The sequence below is a fragment of the Methylorubrum populi genome (assembly GCF_002355515.1).
Classification (GTDB): Bacteria; Pseudomonadota; Alphaproteobacteria; order Rhizobiales; family Beijerinckiaceae; genus Methylobacterium; species Methylobacterium populi_A.
Window position 1 is genome coordinate 1,709,501 of the sequence record NZ_AP014809.1, and the last position, 17,226, is coordinate 1,726,726.

The following is a 17,226-nucleotide window of genomic DNA, read 5'->3' on the forward strand; positions in this document are numbered from 1 at the left end:
GTTGATATGGAGATCATATTGTTTTGTATATCGTATAAACAGGGATTGAATAATTTAAGTTCGTGATAAAATAGAGCCGTATTCCCTCGCTGGCAGGACTTTGCCGACTGAGGGAGGGCGATCTGACCGGATTGGATTTTCCCTCGAAGGCCGCTCAGAGTGCCCCACGGACCGCCTGACAGACCGCCTGTCCGCCGTCCGCATGCCCCGTCCGCGCTCAGATCCCGTCGCCGAAACCGAAGGACTGGTCCATGCTCAGGGCGGGCGCCTCGTCCGGGGCGATGCGCGAGACCACCCGCGCCGGCACGCCGGCCACGGTGGTGTGCGGGGGAACCTCGTGCAGCACCACCGCGGCGGCGGCGACCTTCGCCCCCTCCCCCACGCGGATATTGCCCAGCACCTTCGCCCCGACGCTGAGCAACACACCCCGCGCGATCTTCGGATGGCGGTCGCCGCTCTCCTTGCCGTTTCCGCCGAGGGTGACCGATTGCAGGATCGAGACGTCGTCGGCGATCACCGTGGTCTCGCCGATCACCACGCCGGTGGCGTGATCGATGAACACGCCCGAGCCGATCCGGGCGGCGGGATGGATGTCGCAGCCGAACACTTCCGAGATGCGGCTCTGGACGTGGAGGGCAAGCGTCGCCCGGCCCTGGTGCCAGAGCCAGTGCGCGACCCGGTAGGCTTCGAGCGCGGCGAACCCCTTGTAGAACAGGAACGGATCGAGATAGCGCCGGCAGGTCGGGTCGCGCTCGCGGATGGCGATCAGGTCGCGCACCGCGTGCGCGCCGGCATGGGGATCCGCCTCGAAGGCGGAGAGGCAGAGGTCGCGCATGGCGAGCCGCGAGAGGTCGCCGTCGCCGAGGCGGTGGGCGAGGCGATGGGCCAGCGCCTGGGCGAGGTTGCGCTGGTCGAGGACCGTCGCCTGGACGATCCCCGCATAGAGCGGCTCCTCGATCAGCGCCGCCTCGGCCTCCGCCCGGAGTTCCGACCAGACGTCGGCCTCGCGGGTGCTGCGGCTCGTGGTGCGCAGGGGCGGCGGGAAGGGCGGCGGGATCGCCGCGTGCGTCGTCACAGGTGTCGTGACTTGCGTCGCCGGCTGCGCCGTGATGTGCGCGGTCATGGTCAGGCCTCCTCGGCCGATCAGTGAACGCGGCGGAACAGGTCGGGCAGGTAGCGCTGCAGGGTTTCGTGGCCTTCGAACTTCACGTCGATGGTGGCCAGCCCCCGGCCCTGCCCGTGAATGCCGACGACCCGGCCGCGCGCATGGCGCCAGATCCCGAGGGCTTCGGCGAGGTCGAGTCGCTCGAACACGACCTGATCGCCCGGGATCACCGTCGCTGCAGCCATGGCATCGAACTCCCTCAAGCGGCCGCTGAGATCGGCCTGATTCCGGTTTTGCGGTTGCGAGTGGTTTGGGTTTCGGGGTTGGAAAGGGTTTTCCGAACGTCCCCGGCCGGCGGAGAAGATTTCAGTCGCGGCAGAGACAGACGAAAGCATGTTATTCGCTAAGCTATTGTCTTATATTGATAATTGGAGATCTGGCGCGGTTTGGCAAGTCGTGATCGGGGAGGTGGGGCCGGCCGAGGCGGCGCGTCGGCACCGCCGCGGCGGCAAGGTCTGGCAAGGCCGGCGAAGAGTTGAGACGAACCTTCTCGCCCGTCCCGTCCGCGGAGAGGATTTGTGCCGGAGCGGCCGGATTCCTGGCAGGACCTTCGCAAGGCCCATGACGAGTCCGCCGGCGCTGCCCGAAGTGAAAAATCCGCGAGGCCTCGCGGGTTCGGAGCCTCGCAGACCGTCCGCGGTCTCCTGCGGCGTCCCACCGGCTACTTCGTGGCGGCGACGGTAACGCCGTCCCAATCGGCCGGCGGCGGCTCCCGGCGGAAGGTGTCGGCGCGCTCGACGTAGAGCGCGTAGAGGCCGTCGATCCGTCGATCCCGGGCCAGCGCGCGGCAGGCTTGCGCGGCGGCGGCGGTCTCGTCCCATTGCCGGGCCCGGTAGGCCGCGATCATTTCGGCGTGCCGGGCCGCGAGCCGTCGGAACCGCTCGGACCTGCGAAAATCCTCGTCGCCGACGAGGGTGAAGACGGTCTCGGGCTCGCTCTTGCCCTTCACCCGCACGCGATCGACCTCGAGCAACGGGAAGCGTTCGCGGATGGCGTCGGCCGTCGCCGCGCCCAGCACGATCTTCACCCCGTAGGGCTTCGATTGTCCCTCCAGGCGGGAGGCGACGTTCACGGGGTCGCCGAGCACCGAATAGTCGAAGCGCAGGTCGGAGCCCATGTTGCCGACGACGCAGGGCCCGGTGTTGATGCCGATGCCGACATCCAGCGGGAGGACCGGGTGCCCGCCCGCTTCCGCCTCGCTCCGGCGGGCGGCGTTCAGGGCGTCCATCCGCGCCAGCATGTCGAGGGCGGCCGCCGCGGCGTGGGCCTCGTGGTCGTCGACGGGCAGCGGCGCGTTCCAGAACGCCATGATCGCGTCGCCCATGTATTTGTCGATCGTCCCCTGCCGGTCGAGGATGGCGCGGGTGAGCGGTGTGAGGAAGCGGTTCATCAGGGCCGTGAGCCCGGCCGGATCGTCCTTGTAGAACTCGGCGATCGCGGTGAAGCCGCGCACGTCCGAGAACATGATCGTCAGGCGCCGCTCCTCGCCGCCGAGCCGCAGCGGCTCGGGCGAGTGGGCGAGCTGCTCCACGAGGTCCGGCGACAGGTAGCGGCCGAAGGCGGTGCGGATGCGGCGGCGCCCGGCCTGCTCGCGGAAGTAATTGGTGAAGACCAGGGTGAGGTAGACGGAGAAGGTCGTCAGCAGCGGGTAGGTGGCATCGAACAGGATGCCGTGGGCGGAGAACCGGTACCACGAGACGAAGACGAGCTGCGCCGCGACGAGGCTGCCGAACATGAGCAGGCCGAGCGCACCGAGGATCGGGGCGAACAGGATGATGGCGAGCGACACCGCCGCCGTGGCCCCGACCTCGATCAGGGTCGCCTCGTTCGGCACGGTGAGGGTGGTGCCGGTCAGCAGATTTTCGAGAAGCTGCGCGTGGATCTCGACCCCCGGCATCGAGCGGTCCAGCGGCGTGGTTCGGTTGTCGAGCAGGCCCACGGACGAGGTGCCGACGAGGACGATCTTTTCGCGCAGCCGTTCGGGCGGGACCGTGCCGTTCAGGAGGTCCTTGGCCGAGACGTAGAGCCCCGGATCGTGCGGGCTGAAGCGCACCCAGATCTGCCCGCGCGGATCGGTCGGCACCGTGAGTTCGGGCAGGCGGATCGAGACGACGCCGGTCTCGTCGGTGCGGATCAGCAGGGTGTCGGCGCCGGTCGCCACCCGCAGGATGTCGAGGGCCAGCGTCGGCACTACGGTGCCGCCCGCCCGCAGCACCAGCGGCACCCGCCGCACCACGCCGTCCCGCTCGGGGCTGATGGTGAAGACGCCCCGCCCGGCGGCGGCGTGCTCCAGTAGGGGCAGGTTGCGGATCAGGCCGGGAAAGCCGATCAGCGCCGTCTCCGGGTCGAGATCCGTCCCCACCACGGCGGTGCCGGTCTGCGGCGGCGGACCCTCCCCCGTCCAGTCGACGGGGGTGCTTGCGGCGGTTTGGCCCAGCACCACGGGCAGGCGCCCGATCGCCTCGGCGAAGACCGCGTCGCTGTCGGGCTGCGCCCGCAGGTCGGCGCGGGCCGCCTCGCTCAGCTCCGGCAGGGTCTCGGCGAGCAGCGGCGGCGACAGGCGGTCGGGCTCGGAGAAGACGATGTCGAAGGCGGCGATGGCCGCGCCGGCCTCCCGCAGCTTCCGGCAGAGCGCGGCCAGCCGCGTGCGCGTCCACGGCCACTGGCCGAACTCCCGGAGGCTCGCCTCGTCGATATCGACGATGGCCACCGGGCGCTCGGCCGGCGGCACCCGCGGCGCGAGCACCTGCAGCGCGTCGAAGGTGCGCACGCGCAGGGCCTCCACCGGCGGCGGATCGGTGATCCGCAGCAGCAGCAGCAGCACGAGCAGGCCGCTCGCCAGCAGCCGCCCGGGCCCGATGCGGCGGCCGAGGCGGCCGATCCAGCCGAGGAGGCCCCGGCCGGCGGACAGGGCGGGCATGATCGTCCTGCGCATCCGCGGCCCTGTCCGCAGCCTCATCCGCCGCTCCTCGTGCCCGAGAGGCGTCAGAACGCGTAGCGCACCGAGGCGCCGCCGTGGATGGTGTCGCCGACCGGCTGCGGCCCGAGCGTGCCGAGGATGAAGCCGTCGAGCGCCAGATCCTGCCGTACGCGGTAGCTGATCCGCGCCCCGTACTCGGCCCAGGTGAGATCCTTGATCGGGGTCGTGAACGGCACGTCCGCCACCGTCCCGTTGAGGCCGCTCTTCAGGCCGAAGCCGTGGGCGACGCCGAGGTTGAGCTGCGCCTCGATCGCGGCGCCGAACAGATGCGTGACCTGCCCGCCGAGCTTGGCGATGTTGATGATGTCGGTGCCGCCGCGGCTCGCCAGGGCGTAGGGGTTCGGGGCGAGCAGGCCCTCGGTGTAGGCGCCGGCATATTGCCAGCCGCGGCTGTACTCGACGGCCGCCGCGACCTCGTCCTGCGGCGACAATCGGGCGACGGTACCGACCCGGCCGAAGACCGAGCCGCCGAGACTCGACACCCGCCCGGTGCCCTGGCCGGCCATGGTCCCGAAGGTGTAGCCGCGGCTGTAGGTCGTGGTCTGGCTCGGCGCGAACAGGCCGCCGACATCCACGAACGGCCGCACCGAGCCGAGGCCGGCCGGATCGTAGCGCAGCAGGCCGGCGAAGAGCGGCCCGCCGGAGACCCGGACCCGGCCGCTGTCGTAGCCGGTATAGGCGAAGCCGCCGATGGCGATCAGCTCCTCGGTGAGCGTCTTACGGCCCTGCGCGCCGACGCTGTAGGAGCCGGCCATGCCGAAGCCGCTGACGCAGTCGCCGCAGCTGATCTGCTGGTTGAACCCGGTGAGCACGCTGCCGAGGATCCGCTGCGTCACGAAGGCGCCGAAGCGGTCGCGCGCCAGCCCCTGCGCCGAGGCGATCGCGCTCGTCAGGTCCCGCCCCGGTTCGGTCGGGCGGCCGGGTTCGACCTCGCCGAACTGGAGGTAGGCGCTGCCCGCGTCGTAGCCGACGATCGGCTGCAGGCCCCGCACCGGCGCGGTGAAGGTCACGGTCGTGAACTGACCGGTCAGCCCCGCGCTCGCCACCAGGATCGGCAGCCGCACCGGCGTGGTGTAGGCCAGCGTCGACGGCGTGATCTGGAGCGTGCCGCCCGATGCGATCGTCGCGGTGGAGGGTGTGACGAGCCGGCTCGCCGCCGTCAGCGACAGGGTCGTCGCCAGAGTGGAGCCGGCGCCGAGCACCACCGGCCCCTCCGCCGTCAGCGTGCCGGTGGGGTCGATCGCGTTGCCGGGCGCCACGAATCCCCCCGGCTGGACCGTGAGCGCGCCGACCCGGCCGGTGCCGGTCAGGCCCGCGCCGGGACCGACCGTCAGGATCGACGAGCCGGTCAGCGCCCCGTCGACCTGGAGGATGCCGGCCGTGACCGCGGTACCACCGGCATAGTTGCCGGTGCCGGAGACCACCAGCGTGCCGAGGCCGGCCTTCTCCAGGGCGCCGGGGCCGGTGATCGGTCCCGACAGGGCGACCGTGCCAGGGCCGGACTCGATCGTCGCGGGACCGGGCCCGGCGAGGCGGATCGCGTTCCCGACCGTGTAGCCGCTTCCGAGGAAGGCGAGGCGGGTGCCGGCATCGAGCGCGATAGCGCCGCTGCCCGCCGTGCCCGCCCCACCGAGCGCCAGGGTGCCGCCGGCCACCCGCGTCCCGCCGCTATAGGGACTGGCCCCCGTGAGCGTCAGCGTGCCGGTCCCGACCTTCGCCAGGGACAGCGCGCCGCCGCCTGGACCGTCCTGCAGCACGGTTCCGGCGCTGCTGCCGGCGCCCAGCGTCAGCGTCGCCGCCGTGGCGGCCCCGTTCTGGATCACCCCGCCCTCGCCCGTCAGGGTGCCGATGCCGAGGCTGTTCCCGGCCAGACTCACGGTGCCGGCATTGGTCATGGCGGTGAGGTTGGCCAGCGCCCCGGAGAGCGTGAAGCCGGCCCCGGCCGCGTTCGTCACCGGCCCCGTGATCCGCCCTTGCGCCGTCACCGCGGCGCCGTTCGTCAGCGCGCCGTCGACGAGGCTGCCCGGGCCGAGAGCAAGGCTGCCGCCGGTGACGATCACCGCGCCGTTCAGCGTGCCGGTATTCGTCACCGTGCCCGCCGTGCTGGTCAGCGCGCCGGCGGTGCCGCGGTTGACGAAGCTGCCGCTGTTCGTCACCGGCCCGGTGATGGTGCCGTCGTTGCTGGCGGAGCCGGCATTGGTGAGGCCGCCGCCCACCGTCCCGGCATTGGCGAAGCTGCCCCCGGCCCCCGTCGTCACCGAGGAGGCCAGCGCGCCGGTGCCCGCGAGCGCCAGCGTGCCTGCCTCGATCGTCGTCGCTCCGGTATAGGTGTTCGCGCCCGACAGGGTCAGCGTGCCGGCTCCGAGCTTGCGCAGGCCGATCGCCGCCGTCTGCCCGGTCAGAGCGGTGGCGATGGTGGCGGAGACGCCCGGATCGACGGTGACGAAGCTCTGGCCCGGCGTGGAGAAGGGGTCGCCGGTCAGGTTGAGCGCGCCGGGGCCGCCGAGCCGATAGCCGTCGACCGTGAATTGCAGGCCCTGAACGTTCTGCGTCCCGGCCACCGTCACCGTGCCGGCGCTTCCGCCGAACAGGCCGACGCCGGAGCGCCAGAGGTCATTGATCTGTCCGCCGGGCAGGCGCGTCCAGTTGGTGCCGCCCGCGCTCCAGATGCCGGTGCCGCCCTGGCCGCCGGCCGCGGCGCCGTTGGTATCGGTGCCGTCCCAGAGCTGCACCGACTGGTTGCCGTTGGCCAGCAGCACGTTCACCTGACGCGGGATGTCGGTGTAGACGAGCGCGCTGGTGCCGGCGCCCGGCGTGGTGATCCCGTCGAAGGCGCCTGAGACCGTGCCGCCGTAATTGAACAGCCGGTAGGCGCCCGAGACCGGTGCGGCCGTGGCGCCGGCCGCCGAGACGAGGCTGAGCGTGCCGCCGAGCCCGAGATTGCCGCCGACATTGATGAGGTCGTTGCCGCTTCCGCCGACGATGCCGGGGTTTCCGAACTCGAACAGCGAGGTCGAGCCGGGATTGAGGGTGTAGTTGCCGGCGACCGTCAGCGTGCCCGGCGAGTTGCCGGCCGAGACGGTGCCGCCGTTGACGGCGACCGAGCCGGCGATCGTGCCGGACCCGTGCAGGGTGCCGCCGGCGTTGACGGTGACGCGCGCGCGGTTGCCCGCGGTGTCGCCGAAGGTGCCGTTGATCGCCAGCGTGCCGGCATTGACGATGGCGGTGCCGGTGAACTGGGCCGCCGGCCCGTTGCTGCCGGCGAGCGTCGTCACGCCCGCGCCCGACTGGTTCAGGATGCCGGCCCCGGAGATGACGCCGGCCAGATCCAGCCGGTCCGAGCGGTCGAGGGTCAGCGTCCCGTTGGTCACGACGTTGCCGGGGATCGAGCCGGCCGTACCGCCGGCACCGACCTGCAGGGTGGCGCCGGCATTCACCAGCGTGCCGCCGCCGTAGCTGTTGGTTCCGGTCAGGACGACGCGGCCGGCCCCGGCCACGGTGAGTCCGCCGGGGCCGCCGACCACGCCGGTTAGTGTGAGGCTCGTCTCCGCACCCGGTGCCAGCGTGCCGCCCGAGGCGCCGAGGGTGAGTGCGCGGCCGGTGGTGAAGTTGCCTTCCGTGGAGAGCGTGCCGCCGCCGAAGCTCAGGCCGCCCGTTGCCGCGCCGAGGCTGGCATCGCTCGACACGAGGACCGAGCCGCCGTTGAGCGCCGTGCCGCCGCTATAGGTATTGGTGCCCGACAGGGTCAGAAAGCCGATCCCGACCTTCGCCAGGGACAGCGCGCCGCCGCCTGGACCGTCCTGCAGCACGGTCCCGGCGGTGCTGCCGGCGCCCAGCGTCAGGGTCGCCGCCGTCGCGGCACCGTTCTGGATCACGCCGCCCTCGCCCGTCAGGATGCCGATGCCGAGCGCGTTGCCGGCGAGGCTCACGGTGCCGGCATTGCTCAGCGCGGTGAGGTCGGCGAGCGCGCCGGAGAGCGTGAAGCGCGCCCCGGCCGCATTCGTCACCGAGCCCGCGATCCGGCCCTGGGCCGTGACCGTGGCGCCGTTCGTCAGCGCGCCGGTGACGAGGCTGCCGGGGCCGAGAGCGAGGCTGCCGCCGGTGATGATCACCGCGCCGTTCAGCGTGCCGGTACTCGTTACCGCGCCCGCCGTGCTGAACAGCGCCCCGGCCGTGCCGCGATTGACGAAGCCGCCGCTATTGGCGACCGGCCCGGCGATGGTGCCGTCGTTGATCGCGGAGCCGGCATTGGTGAGGCCGCCGCTCACCGTCCCGGCATTGGCGAAGCTGCCCCCGGCCCCCGTCGTCACCGAGGCAGCCAGCGCGCCGCCGGGCGCGAGCGTCAGGGTGCCGCCGGTCACGGTCGTGACCCCGTTGAAGCTGTTCGCGCCCGCCAACGTCTGGCTTCCGCCGGCGAGCACCACGTCGCCGAGGCCGGTGATGCGGCCGGAAAACGTACCGGAGGCGTCCGTCAGGATGAGGCGGCTGGTGCCGAGTGCCACCGTGCCGGCCTGGCCCGCGGCGGTGTCGCCGAGGCTTCGGATGGCGGCGATGCCGCTGGTCAGCCCGGCAATGTCGAAGGTGGCGCCGCTGGCCAGGGCGACCCCGCTCGAGGCATTGATGGAGCCCGAGCCCGCGAGCGCCAGCGTGCCGGCGGCGACCGTCGTCGCGCCGGTGTAGGTGTTGGTGCCGGTCAGGGTCAGGGTGCCGAGCCCCCTCTTCGTCAGCCCGCCCGCGCCGACGAGCGGCCCGCCCGCGGCCATTGCCACGCCCGCATCCGCCTGGATCGCCCCGCCGGCCTCGCCCAGGGTGACCGTCCGGAACGTCGAGAGGGCGGCGGTGGCCCGGAGCGTTCCGCCGTTCAGCAGGATCCCGCCCGACGGCGCGCCGAGATTGGCATCCGCGCTGACCGCGAGCGCCCCGCCCAGCACCTGCCAGGGGGTCGCGGCCGGTGTCGTTCCGGTGAGCGTCCACGTGCCGGTATCGACCTTCTGGAACACGCCGAAATTCCGGTACTGCGCTCCGATCGCGGCCGTGGAGAAGGTCCCGTCGGCACCGCCGCCGAGGATGAGCCGGTCGGCGGCGCTGAAGGCGACGACCGCCCCGTCGATCTGCGAGGTCGAGAGCAGGGTCAGGCTGTTGAGCCCGCCGGTGAAGCTGATGGCCCGGCCCGTCTCCGCCGCGGCGGGACCGGTGGCGCCGAAGCCGACCGCGATGAGGCCGGAATTGACGATGGCGAGACCGGCGCCGACGACGGCCGTTCCGCCCAGGCCCGCGCTGCCCGTGGCGCCGCTGGCGCCGGGAGACCCCGCACCGCCGGTGATCGTCCCGGCATTGACCAGGGTGCCGCCGGCGGGAGCGAGCACGCCGATCCCACCGGCGCCGTTGCCGGTCCCGCCGGTTCCGCCCGCGATGCGGCCCGAAGCGGCGTTGGTGAGGCGGCCGGCGCCGTCGAGCAGGAGGCCGGTGCCGCCGGTTCCGCCGAGGCCGGCGACACCCGTCGCGCCGGCCGCGCCCGAAGCGCCGACCGTGCCGAAGTCTCCGCCCGCGCCGCCGCGTCCGCCGGCGATGAGCCCGGAATTGCTGAAGTCGGTGCCGGCGATCTCGGCCCCGATCCCGCCCGCGCCGCCCCGGCCCCCGGCCCCGCCGAGGCTTTCCAGGCTGAAGCCCGGCAGGCCGCCGTCACCGCCCCGTCCGCCGTCGCCGCCGAGAACGGTCCCGGTATTGCCGAGGGCGGTGCCGCCGCCGATCCGCAATCCGGTCCCGCCCGTTCCGCCGGTGCCGCCCGTCCCGCCGGAGGCGTCGGGCGGACCGGCCGGTCCCTCGCCGACCCCGCCCGCCGCGCCGCCCGTTCCGCCGATGCCGCCGATGCCGCCGGCCAGGATACCGGTATTGCCGAAGCCGTCCGCGCCGGTGAGCTGCACGCCGGCCCCGCCGCGGCCGCCGGTCCCGCCCGTCCCGCCGGTTCCGCCGATGGCGACCGGCGCCCCCGAAGGTCCGACGATCTCGACGAAGCCGGGCGCGCCGACGGCGCCGGCGCCGCCGGTCCCGCCGGTGATGGTGCCGGCATTGGACAGGCTCGCGCCGGCCGGTCCGGAGAGGCCGGCGCCGCCCTCGCCGGACGCACCGAGAATCGTGCGCGGCGCTTGGCCGGGAAATCCGAGGCTTCCGCCGACGCCGCCGGCCCCGCCGGTGATCGTGCCGCCCGCCCCGTTGGTGAAGGGGCTGGGCCCCGACAGGAAGACGCCGAGCCCGCCCGCGCCGCCGGCCCCCGCGGGGCCGCCATCGGCCCGCGCCGTGCCGCCGCCATTGCCGCCGCCGCCGCCCCGGATCGCCCCGGCATTGGTGAAAGCGCCCGTCCCGGCATTGCGCAGTCCGATACCGCCCTCGCCGCCGCCGCCGCCGGCCTGCCCGTCGCCGCCCGCACCGCCGGCCCCGCCCTGCAGGATGCCGCCGGCGGCGTTGGTGCTCGCCGCTGCGCCCGTGACGATCGCCCCCTCGCCGCCGGCTCCTCCGCCGCCGCCGCCCTGGAAGCTGAAGGGCTGCGCCGAATCGTAGTTGACCGCCCCGCCGCCCCGGCCGCCATCGCCGCCGGTCAGCACGCCCGCATTGTCGAACCGGGCCTGTCCGGCGACGCCGTTGCCGCTCGCGCCGCCGCCGCCGCCGCCCGCGCCGCCCGTGGAGAAGATCGGCGCGTCCCCGCCGTCGCCGCCGTTGCGCGATCCATTCGTGCCCCCGGCCCCGCCCGTGCCGCCCGCACTCGCGACCAGCGGCCCGTCGCCGTCGGGAAAGGCGTAGCCGCTGCCGCCGGCCCCGCCCGCGAGACCCGGGCCGCCGCCGTTGCCGCCGCCGCCGGCACCGGAGTTGCCGAGATTGCCGTCGGGGTCGGCGCTGCCGGCGGGCGCATCGGCGCCGGGCCTGCCGTTGTCGAGCGTGCCGCCCGACGTCCGGCCGCCGGCCCCGCCGCTGGCCGGCCATGCCGGTGCGCCGGGGAGCAACACGGCGAAGACGGCGCTTCCGACGAAGACGGTCGTGAGCAGCGCGTCGCGCTTCTGCTGAGCCATGCCCCCAAACCCCGTCCCGCGCCCGTGCCCCGGGACCGCCGGTCCCGCCGCACGCCGAACTGCCCGGCCCCGTCATCGCGTTTTTCAATCGTGGGCCGGGTTCGAGCCTTATTTTTCAATTTGTCTCACGCATAGCCGATGCTTCCATCGACACGGCGATTCCCTTGGCCGATCCCGTTGATGATGCATCGCCGGGGCCGAGCCTGTGCAGACCGGCGGAGAGCTCCTTCTGATCGAAAAGTCCCCGCGCGGAGACAGCCCTGCCGATGGCATGATCATGCGTTTGTTGGTTTGCCGGAGGGGCTGCTTGCGAACGATACCCTCTCGCCCTGTTCCGATGAAGCCGAACATTGTCGGTGAACTCCGTCGTCCGCAGGCGAATTTGGCGGGATGGTCGCGAGGTGTGGGCTTGCCGCAACAGGGCCGGAGGCCGGATCTTTGGGCCGCCTTGGGATCACGGGCCGCTTGCTGCGGGTCGCCGATCGTGATTCGCCGCGCCCGGCATCGACGATGCGGGCGGGTTCCGGCACGGGTGCCGTGACCCGATCGGACGGTGGGATGCGGGGGGACGGAGGGATGCCGACGATCGGCCTGTGCATGATGGTCAGGGACGAGGCGCATGTCGTGGAGCGCTGCCTCGACAGCGTCCGGCCCCTCATCGACCGCGCCGTCGTCGTCGATACGGGGTCCGGGGACGGAACGCCGGAGATCGTTCGCGCCTATCTCGCCCGCCACGGGATTCCCGGCATCGTGGTCGAGCACCCGTGGCGGGACTTCGCCCACAATCGCAGCGCGGCGCTGGCGGCTCTTCGGCAGGACGCGACGATCGACTACGCGCTGGTGATCGATGCCGACGACCGGCTCGTCTTCGAGGCCGGGTTCGACCCGGCCGCCTTCAAGGCCGGCTTGTCCGCCGACGTCTACGACCTCGACATCCATCACGGCGGAGCGGTGTACCGCCGGCCGCAGCTCTTCGCGAACCGCCTCGCCTTCCGCTACCGCTCGGTCCTCCACGAATTCCTCGACATCCCGGCCACCGCGCGGTCGCACGTCGCGGCGGCGGGCCTGCACATCGTCTACGGCGGCGACGGCGCGCGCTCGCGCGATCCGCACAAGTTCGCCCGGGATGCCGCCCTCTTGGAGGCCGCGCTGGCGGGGGAGGCCGACCCGTTCCTGCGCGCCCGCTACACCTTCTATCTCGCCCAGAGCCTGCGCGATTCCGGCCAATTCGGGCGGGCGATCGAGGCCTATCTCGCGCGGGCCGAACTCGGCTTCTGGGATCAGGAGGTGTTCGAGAGCCTGCTCAATGCCGGCAAGCTGATGGCGCGGGAGGGGGCGCCGACGGAAGCGGTCCTGGCCGTGCTCGATCGTGCGAGCGCGACCGTGCCGGAGCGCGTCGAGGCCCTGCACGCCGCGGCCCTGATCTGTCGGCAGCGCGGCGAGTGGGCCCTCGGCCTCGCGGCCGCGGAGCGCGGGCTCGGCCGCCCGCGGCCGGAGGCCGGCCTGTTCCTTCAGCCCTGGATCTACGCGATCGGCCTGCTCGATGAATTCGCGGTCAACGCCTACTGGGCGGGCCGCGACATGGATTGCCTCGTGGCCTGCGCGCTCCTCCTGTCGCGGGAGGATCTCGACGCCGCGACCCGCGAACGGGTGCGGGCCAACCGCGACTATGCCGACGAGCGCCTGCGGGCCCGCGCCTCGCTCTGGACCGGGACGCTGAAGGACCGCGCCCCGCGGATCGCGGTGGTGACGGCCTACCACTCGGAAAGTCCCGAGATGCTCCGGCGCTGCCTCGCCTCGGTGGCGGGCCAGACCGTGGCGGTGGACCACATCCTGATCGCGGAAGGGCCGCCGCGGGAGCGGCTGGAGGAGGAACTGAGCGCCGGGGTCGCCGACCTCATCCGCCTCGGCGGGACGGGCGCGGCCGGCGGGCGCGCGGCCTGGGCGGCCGGTGGCCTGCTCGCGGCGGCGCGGGGCTACACGGCGATCGGCTTCCTCGATGCCGGGTGCTGGTACGATCCGGACCATATCGAGAATTGCCTTGCGGCGGCTTTGCGCGTCGGGTTCGAGCGCTGCGGCATGGTCACGGCCTCCCGCCGACTCCGGCGCCCCGACCTAACCGTCATGCCGCTTCCCGAGGAGGATGCGGACAGCTTCGTCGATGCCAGCGGCTATCTCTTCCTGCCCGTGGCCTTCCCCCTGCTCGGCCATTGGGCGCTGACGCCGCCGCCGCTCGCCGAGATCGACGACCGGCTGTTCCTGCTCGGGGCCAGGGCGAGCGGCCTTGCCAGGGGCCGGACCCGGTCGGCGACGCTCAACCGCGTCGCGACCTACGCCGCGGCCTACCAGGCCCTGGGCGAGGCGCCGCCCCCGGGGGTCCGCGACAAGCCCGATCACGCCGGATTCCGGGCCTGGATCGAGGCCCTGCCGCCGGAGGCGGTCGCGACCCTCCGCCGTCAGATCGGGGCCGATCCGCGCGACCTCTACCGGACCGGCGCCCCGGCTGCGGAGACTGCCAAGATCCCGTAGATCTCTCGTCCCGGTCGGGGGCGGATACTTCGAGAATGGCTCGCGGGCTTGCCATCGATTTGCAACACCACCGGGAAAACCGGCCCGTACCGTTGCCGCCTCGGCGCGTTTCGCGTCTACGATGGCGCGACGACCCGAGGGACCGCGCCGCGATGAGCCTCGTCAGACGGATCTGTTTCGCCGGCTTGGCCGGTGGCCTCGCGCTGGGCCTGCCGGGTCCGGCCGCGGCCCAGCAGATCGGCGCCACGACGGTGGTGCGGAACGACGTGTCCCGCCTGAAGGGAGCGCAGAGGAACAGCCTCGCCGAGGGCGACACGGTGTTCCGGGACGAGGCGGTGCAGACTGGCGCGGACAGCCTCGCCAAGATCGTCTTCCTCGACCAGACCAACCTCTCGATCGGGCCGAACGCGCGCATCGCCCTCAACCAGTACGTCTATTCCGAGGAGCGGCCGGCGGGGAAGGTCGCGCTCAACCTGTTGAAGGGCACCTACCGCTTCGTGACCGGCGACCTCGACAAGAAGGCCTACGAGATCAAGACGCCGGTCGCGACGATCGGCGTCCGGGGCACCGTGTTCGATGTCTGGACCACCGGCGCGCGCTCGGTCATCACCCTCGTCGATGGCGAGGTCCGGGTCTGCACCCGGCAAGCGAGCCCGCAGGCCTGCCTCACCCTCGACCAGCCCGGCGCCGTCGCCATCGTGACCGCCAGCGGCGTGACCTCCGGCCCTCGCGGTTCCGCGACGCGTTTCGGCTTCAACGGCTATTGCGGTGCCAATCCCGGCCTGTGCACGCCGACACGCTTCTCGGAGGGCGGCGGGGTGCCGCAACCGACCGCGTTGGCCGCCCTGTGCGGACGCTGAACCGATCGGATCGCGCCGCGACTCATGCCCTTCGCCGAGCCCGCCGCCCCCTCGGCAGCGAGCGCCCCGACCGGAGCGCCTAGGCCGCCCAGGCGAGGATCAGAACGCCGCTGAGGAACATGGCATAGGTCGCGAGCAGCGCGGAAATCTCACGATGCTTCAAAACGACGGCGCGGGAGACGGACAGCATGACGGCGATCAATCACGAGTGACCGGATCAGCCTGATAGCCAAACCTTGACAGTTTTGGAGAGGGCAGCGCCCCATTTCGCAGGAAAAGGCGAAGTGTTGCGCGCCGGAGACTCGTCCGAGTGGGGCGTGACGATAGCCGGGCTGCGGCGGGTCGGTGCGGTTCCCGACCGAGCACGAACAACGGCCGTCACGCCGGGTTGCCCGTGCAGACATCGACAGGAACCGCCATGAAGAACCAATCGACGATGACCTGTGTTTTGGGGTTGGCGCTCGCGGCCCTGGCCTGCCTTCCTGCCTCGGCTCAGCCTCGACCCGGATCGGGGGTGATCGTGACGGATGACGGCAGCGTCACCGGCGGTCGCGACCGGGGTGTGACGATCTCGCGCGGCGCCACGGGAGCCGACACCATCACCGGCAACTCTGCCGCCGGCGGCAATGCCAATCAGCCCGAGCGCGCCGTTCCTCAGGGAAGCGGCGGCGGCGGCGGCAACGGTCCGGGTCAGTAGGCCGCCCCTCGGCCCCGCCCGGACCGACGGCGCGGGGCTTTCGATATCCGGTGCGTGCGGCCCGGCGCATCGCGGGCGAACGGTGGCTCGCCCGAGCTCCGACGGCAGGCTTGGCGGCGAGCGCCCGACGCGGGAATCTTCTCTCCGGCGGAGGACGCGCTGCCGCCGCCACTCTCCCTACCGGCACGGACAACGGGCGTGGCGTCGTACTGGCCTCCGGATTCGCTGTGATCGCGCGCGGGAGAGCCGGGCTCGGGCATCGGCGCGGCTCCGCATCCGCCGATCCGTCCGCAGCCGCGAATCCGGCGGCTTCTGGCTGGACCGCACCGCCACCAGCGCTTCGGCACCGGCACCGACTGGCGTTATTTTGCAGGGAAGCGCTCGATAGCCTGTTCCACACGCTGAGGATCGGTATGATCGTACCAGGTTCCGACGCGTGGGAGTCATCGATGACATCAGGTCTGCCGGAAGGTGCGAAGCCGGGCGATATCGTGACGCCGGACGGCCAGATTCTCTGCCGAGACCGGGAGCTTCACGAGTTCGGCTACTTCACCGTCACCTACGAGCAGGCCCAGATCGCGCGCAGGCACGGCTGGGGCTGCCGGGCCGGCGTCGTTCTCGATGGGGAGCATTCCGACGAGTGGAGCTGGAACTACGCCGAGGAGGAGCGCCGCTACGCGCTGGAAAACGGCGATGCGCCGCCCCTGGTACGGATCTATCGAGAGCCACCCGCCTCCTGCCCCGTCGAAACCCCCCTCTCCTGCCGCCTCGACAGCCGCTAAGCCCTATCTGACCTGACTGTTTCAGGCGGTGGCGAGGCTTCGCAGCGGCCATCGGAGCGTGGAGAACGGTGCCCGAAGGGGCCCTCCGGACCGTGAGGCCAGCGCTGGAGCGCCGAAGGGGCGGACGCCTCGGCGGGTGGTCGGGATCGAGCCGATCACGTTCCGGACAGGCTTGCGTCTCACATGGTCTTCGCCCCGGGCGCCCGTTTTCATGGGGCCTTCGGGGCCTTCGGGGCCTGCGGAGCCTTCGGGGGCCTCGTCACCCGATCGTGGTGCCGTAGCGGACGCCTTTCTCCTTGAGCCAGCGCCGGTAGGCCACAGAGGACGAGTCGGCGCGGGTCGGGATCTCGGCGCGGGGTTCCAGCGGCAGCAGAACCGGTCGCTGGTTCTCCAGGATGATGCGGTCCTGCAGGAAGATCACCTGCTGAAACGCGACGAGATCGGTGAGGCGGGAGGCGTCGTCGATCAGGAACATCACCGGATGGGCCCGGCAGCGATCGGGATCGAGGGGCTGCACGAACAGGCAGATGACGTCCCACCGGTTCGCCGCGTTGGGGCAGGTCTTGTACAGCATGGTCACGTGGGGCGTGGCGACGCGGTACTGGTACTGTGTCTCGATCCCGCCCTTGGCCGAGAAGGCCGCCTGAGGCTGGAAGAAGCGGCAATTGGTGGCCCAGACCTCGTCGACGTCGCGGCGGATCTCGGTGGTGTAGTGCAGCACCTCGGTGTGCGGCTCGGCGCCGAGGATGTCGGTGTGGACGAAGGGGAAGTGGGCCATGTCGAGGAAGTTCTCGATGATCCGCAGCCCGGAGGCGCGCAGGCCGACGGCGCCGCAGAGCACGTGGCGCCGGTCGTCCTCGTCGGCCTCGGGGATGGCGGGCGGCTCGGTCTCCGGGGCCCCCAGGCTGACCCAGACGCAGCCGTAACGCGTGCGCACCGGCAGTTCGCGCCCGGACGCCGTCCGCGCCGAGACCGGATCGCTCCCGGAGACGACGATCTCGGTGCCGAGGAGGCGTGTCCGCAAAGGGGCCTCGCGGCAGGCCTCGGTCGACCCGACGACGTACCAATCGTCCCGGATCACGGGTTCGAGTTCCATCGCAAGGCTCCCCTCAGGGCCGCGCGCCGCCGGCGGACGCGCCCGGCTCATTG

The 17,226-nt window shown here is 72.3% G+C and carries 9 protein-coding genes; 4 read left to right on the plus strand and 5 right to left on the minus strand.

Features of this window, described 5'->3' with window-relative positions; translation table 11 throughout:
* Positions 1–217 precede the first annotated feature (217 nt).
* The 4 genes from cysE to MPPM_RS07890 all read right to left on the minus strand — a co-directional run bounded on the left by cysE (position 218) and on the right by MPPM_RS07890 (position 11,209).
* Complete coding sequence (cysE, locus tag MPPM_RS07875; RefSeq protein ID WP_244573512.1) at positions 218–1,123, minus strand: serine O-acetyltransferase; 906 nt, start codon at positions 1,121–1,123, stop codon at positions 218–220.
* Positions 1,124–1,143: 20 nt separating this feature from the next.
* Complete coding sequence (locus MPPM_RS07880; RefSeq protein ID WP_096484577.1) at positions 1,144–1,350, minus strand: hypothetical protein; 207 nt, start codon at positions 1,348–1,350, stop codon at positions 1,144–1,146.
* Between the two features lie 476 nt (positions 1,351–1,826).
* Entirely contained in the window at positions 1,827–4,085 is a 2,259-nt protein-coding gene (locus MPPM_RS07885; RefSeq protein ID WP_096487775.1) for a CHASE2 domain-containing protein, read from the minus strand.
* Positions 4,086–4,150: 65 nt separating this feature from the next.
* Positions 4,151–11,209, minus strand: a complete 7,059-nt coding sequence (locus MPPM_RS07890) for a beta strand repeat-containing protein (protein WP_096484578.1) — start codon at positions 11,207–11,209, stop codon at positions 4,151–4,153.
* Positions 11,210–11,785: 576 nt separating this feature from the next.
* Here MPPM_RS07890 and MPPM_RS07895 point away from each other — a divergent pair.
* From MPPM_RS07895 to MPPM_RS07910, 4 genes are all read left to right on the plus strand, one after another.
* On the plus strand, positions 11,786–13,738 hold the full coding sequence (locus MPPM_RS07895) for a tetratricopeptide repeat-containing glycosyltransferase (protein WP_162296260.1): 1,953 nt from the start codon (positions 11,786–11,788) through the stop codon (positions 13,736–13,738).
* Positions 13,739–13,890: 152 nt separating this feature from the next.
* Positions 13,891–14,598, plus strand: a complete 708-nt coding sequence (locus tag MPPM_RS07900; RefSeq protein ID WP_157914144.1) for a FecR family protein — start codon at positions 13,891–13,893, stop codon at positions 14,596–14,598.
* Positions 14,599–15,016: 418 nt separating this feature from the next.
* Positions 15,017–15,295 (plus strand): hypothetical protein, encoded by a 279-nt coding sequence (locus MPPM_RS07905; RefSeq protein ID WP_096484581.1) that lies wholly within the window; start codon positions 15,017–15,019, stop codon positions 15,293–15,295.
* A 449-nt stretch (positions 15,296–15,744) separates the two neighbouring features.
* Positions 15,745–16,077 carry a hypothetical protein gene (locus tag MPPM_RS07910; RefSeq protein ID WP_096484582.1) on the plus strand — a complete coding sequence of 111 codons (333 nt, stop codon included), beginning with the start codon at positions 15,745–15,747 and terminating at the stop codon, positions 16,075–16,077.
* A 259-nt stretch (positions 16,078–16,336) separates the two neighbouring features.
* Here MPPM_RS07910 and MPPM_RS07915 read toward each other — a convergent pair whose 3' ends face one another.
* On the minus strand, positions 16,337–17,173 hold the full coding sequence (locus MPPM_RS07915; protein WP_096484583.1) for an aromatic ring-hydroxylating oxygenase subunit alpha: 837 nt from the start codon (positions 17,171–17,173) through the stop codon (positions 16,337–16,339).
* Positions 17,174–17,226 lie beyond the last annotated feature (53 nt).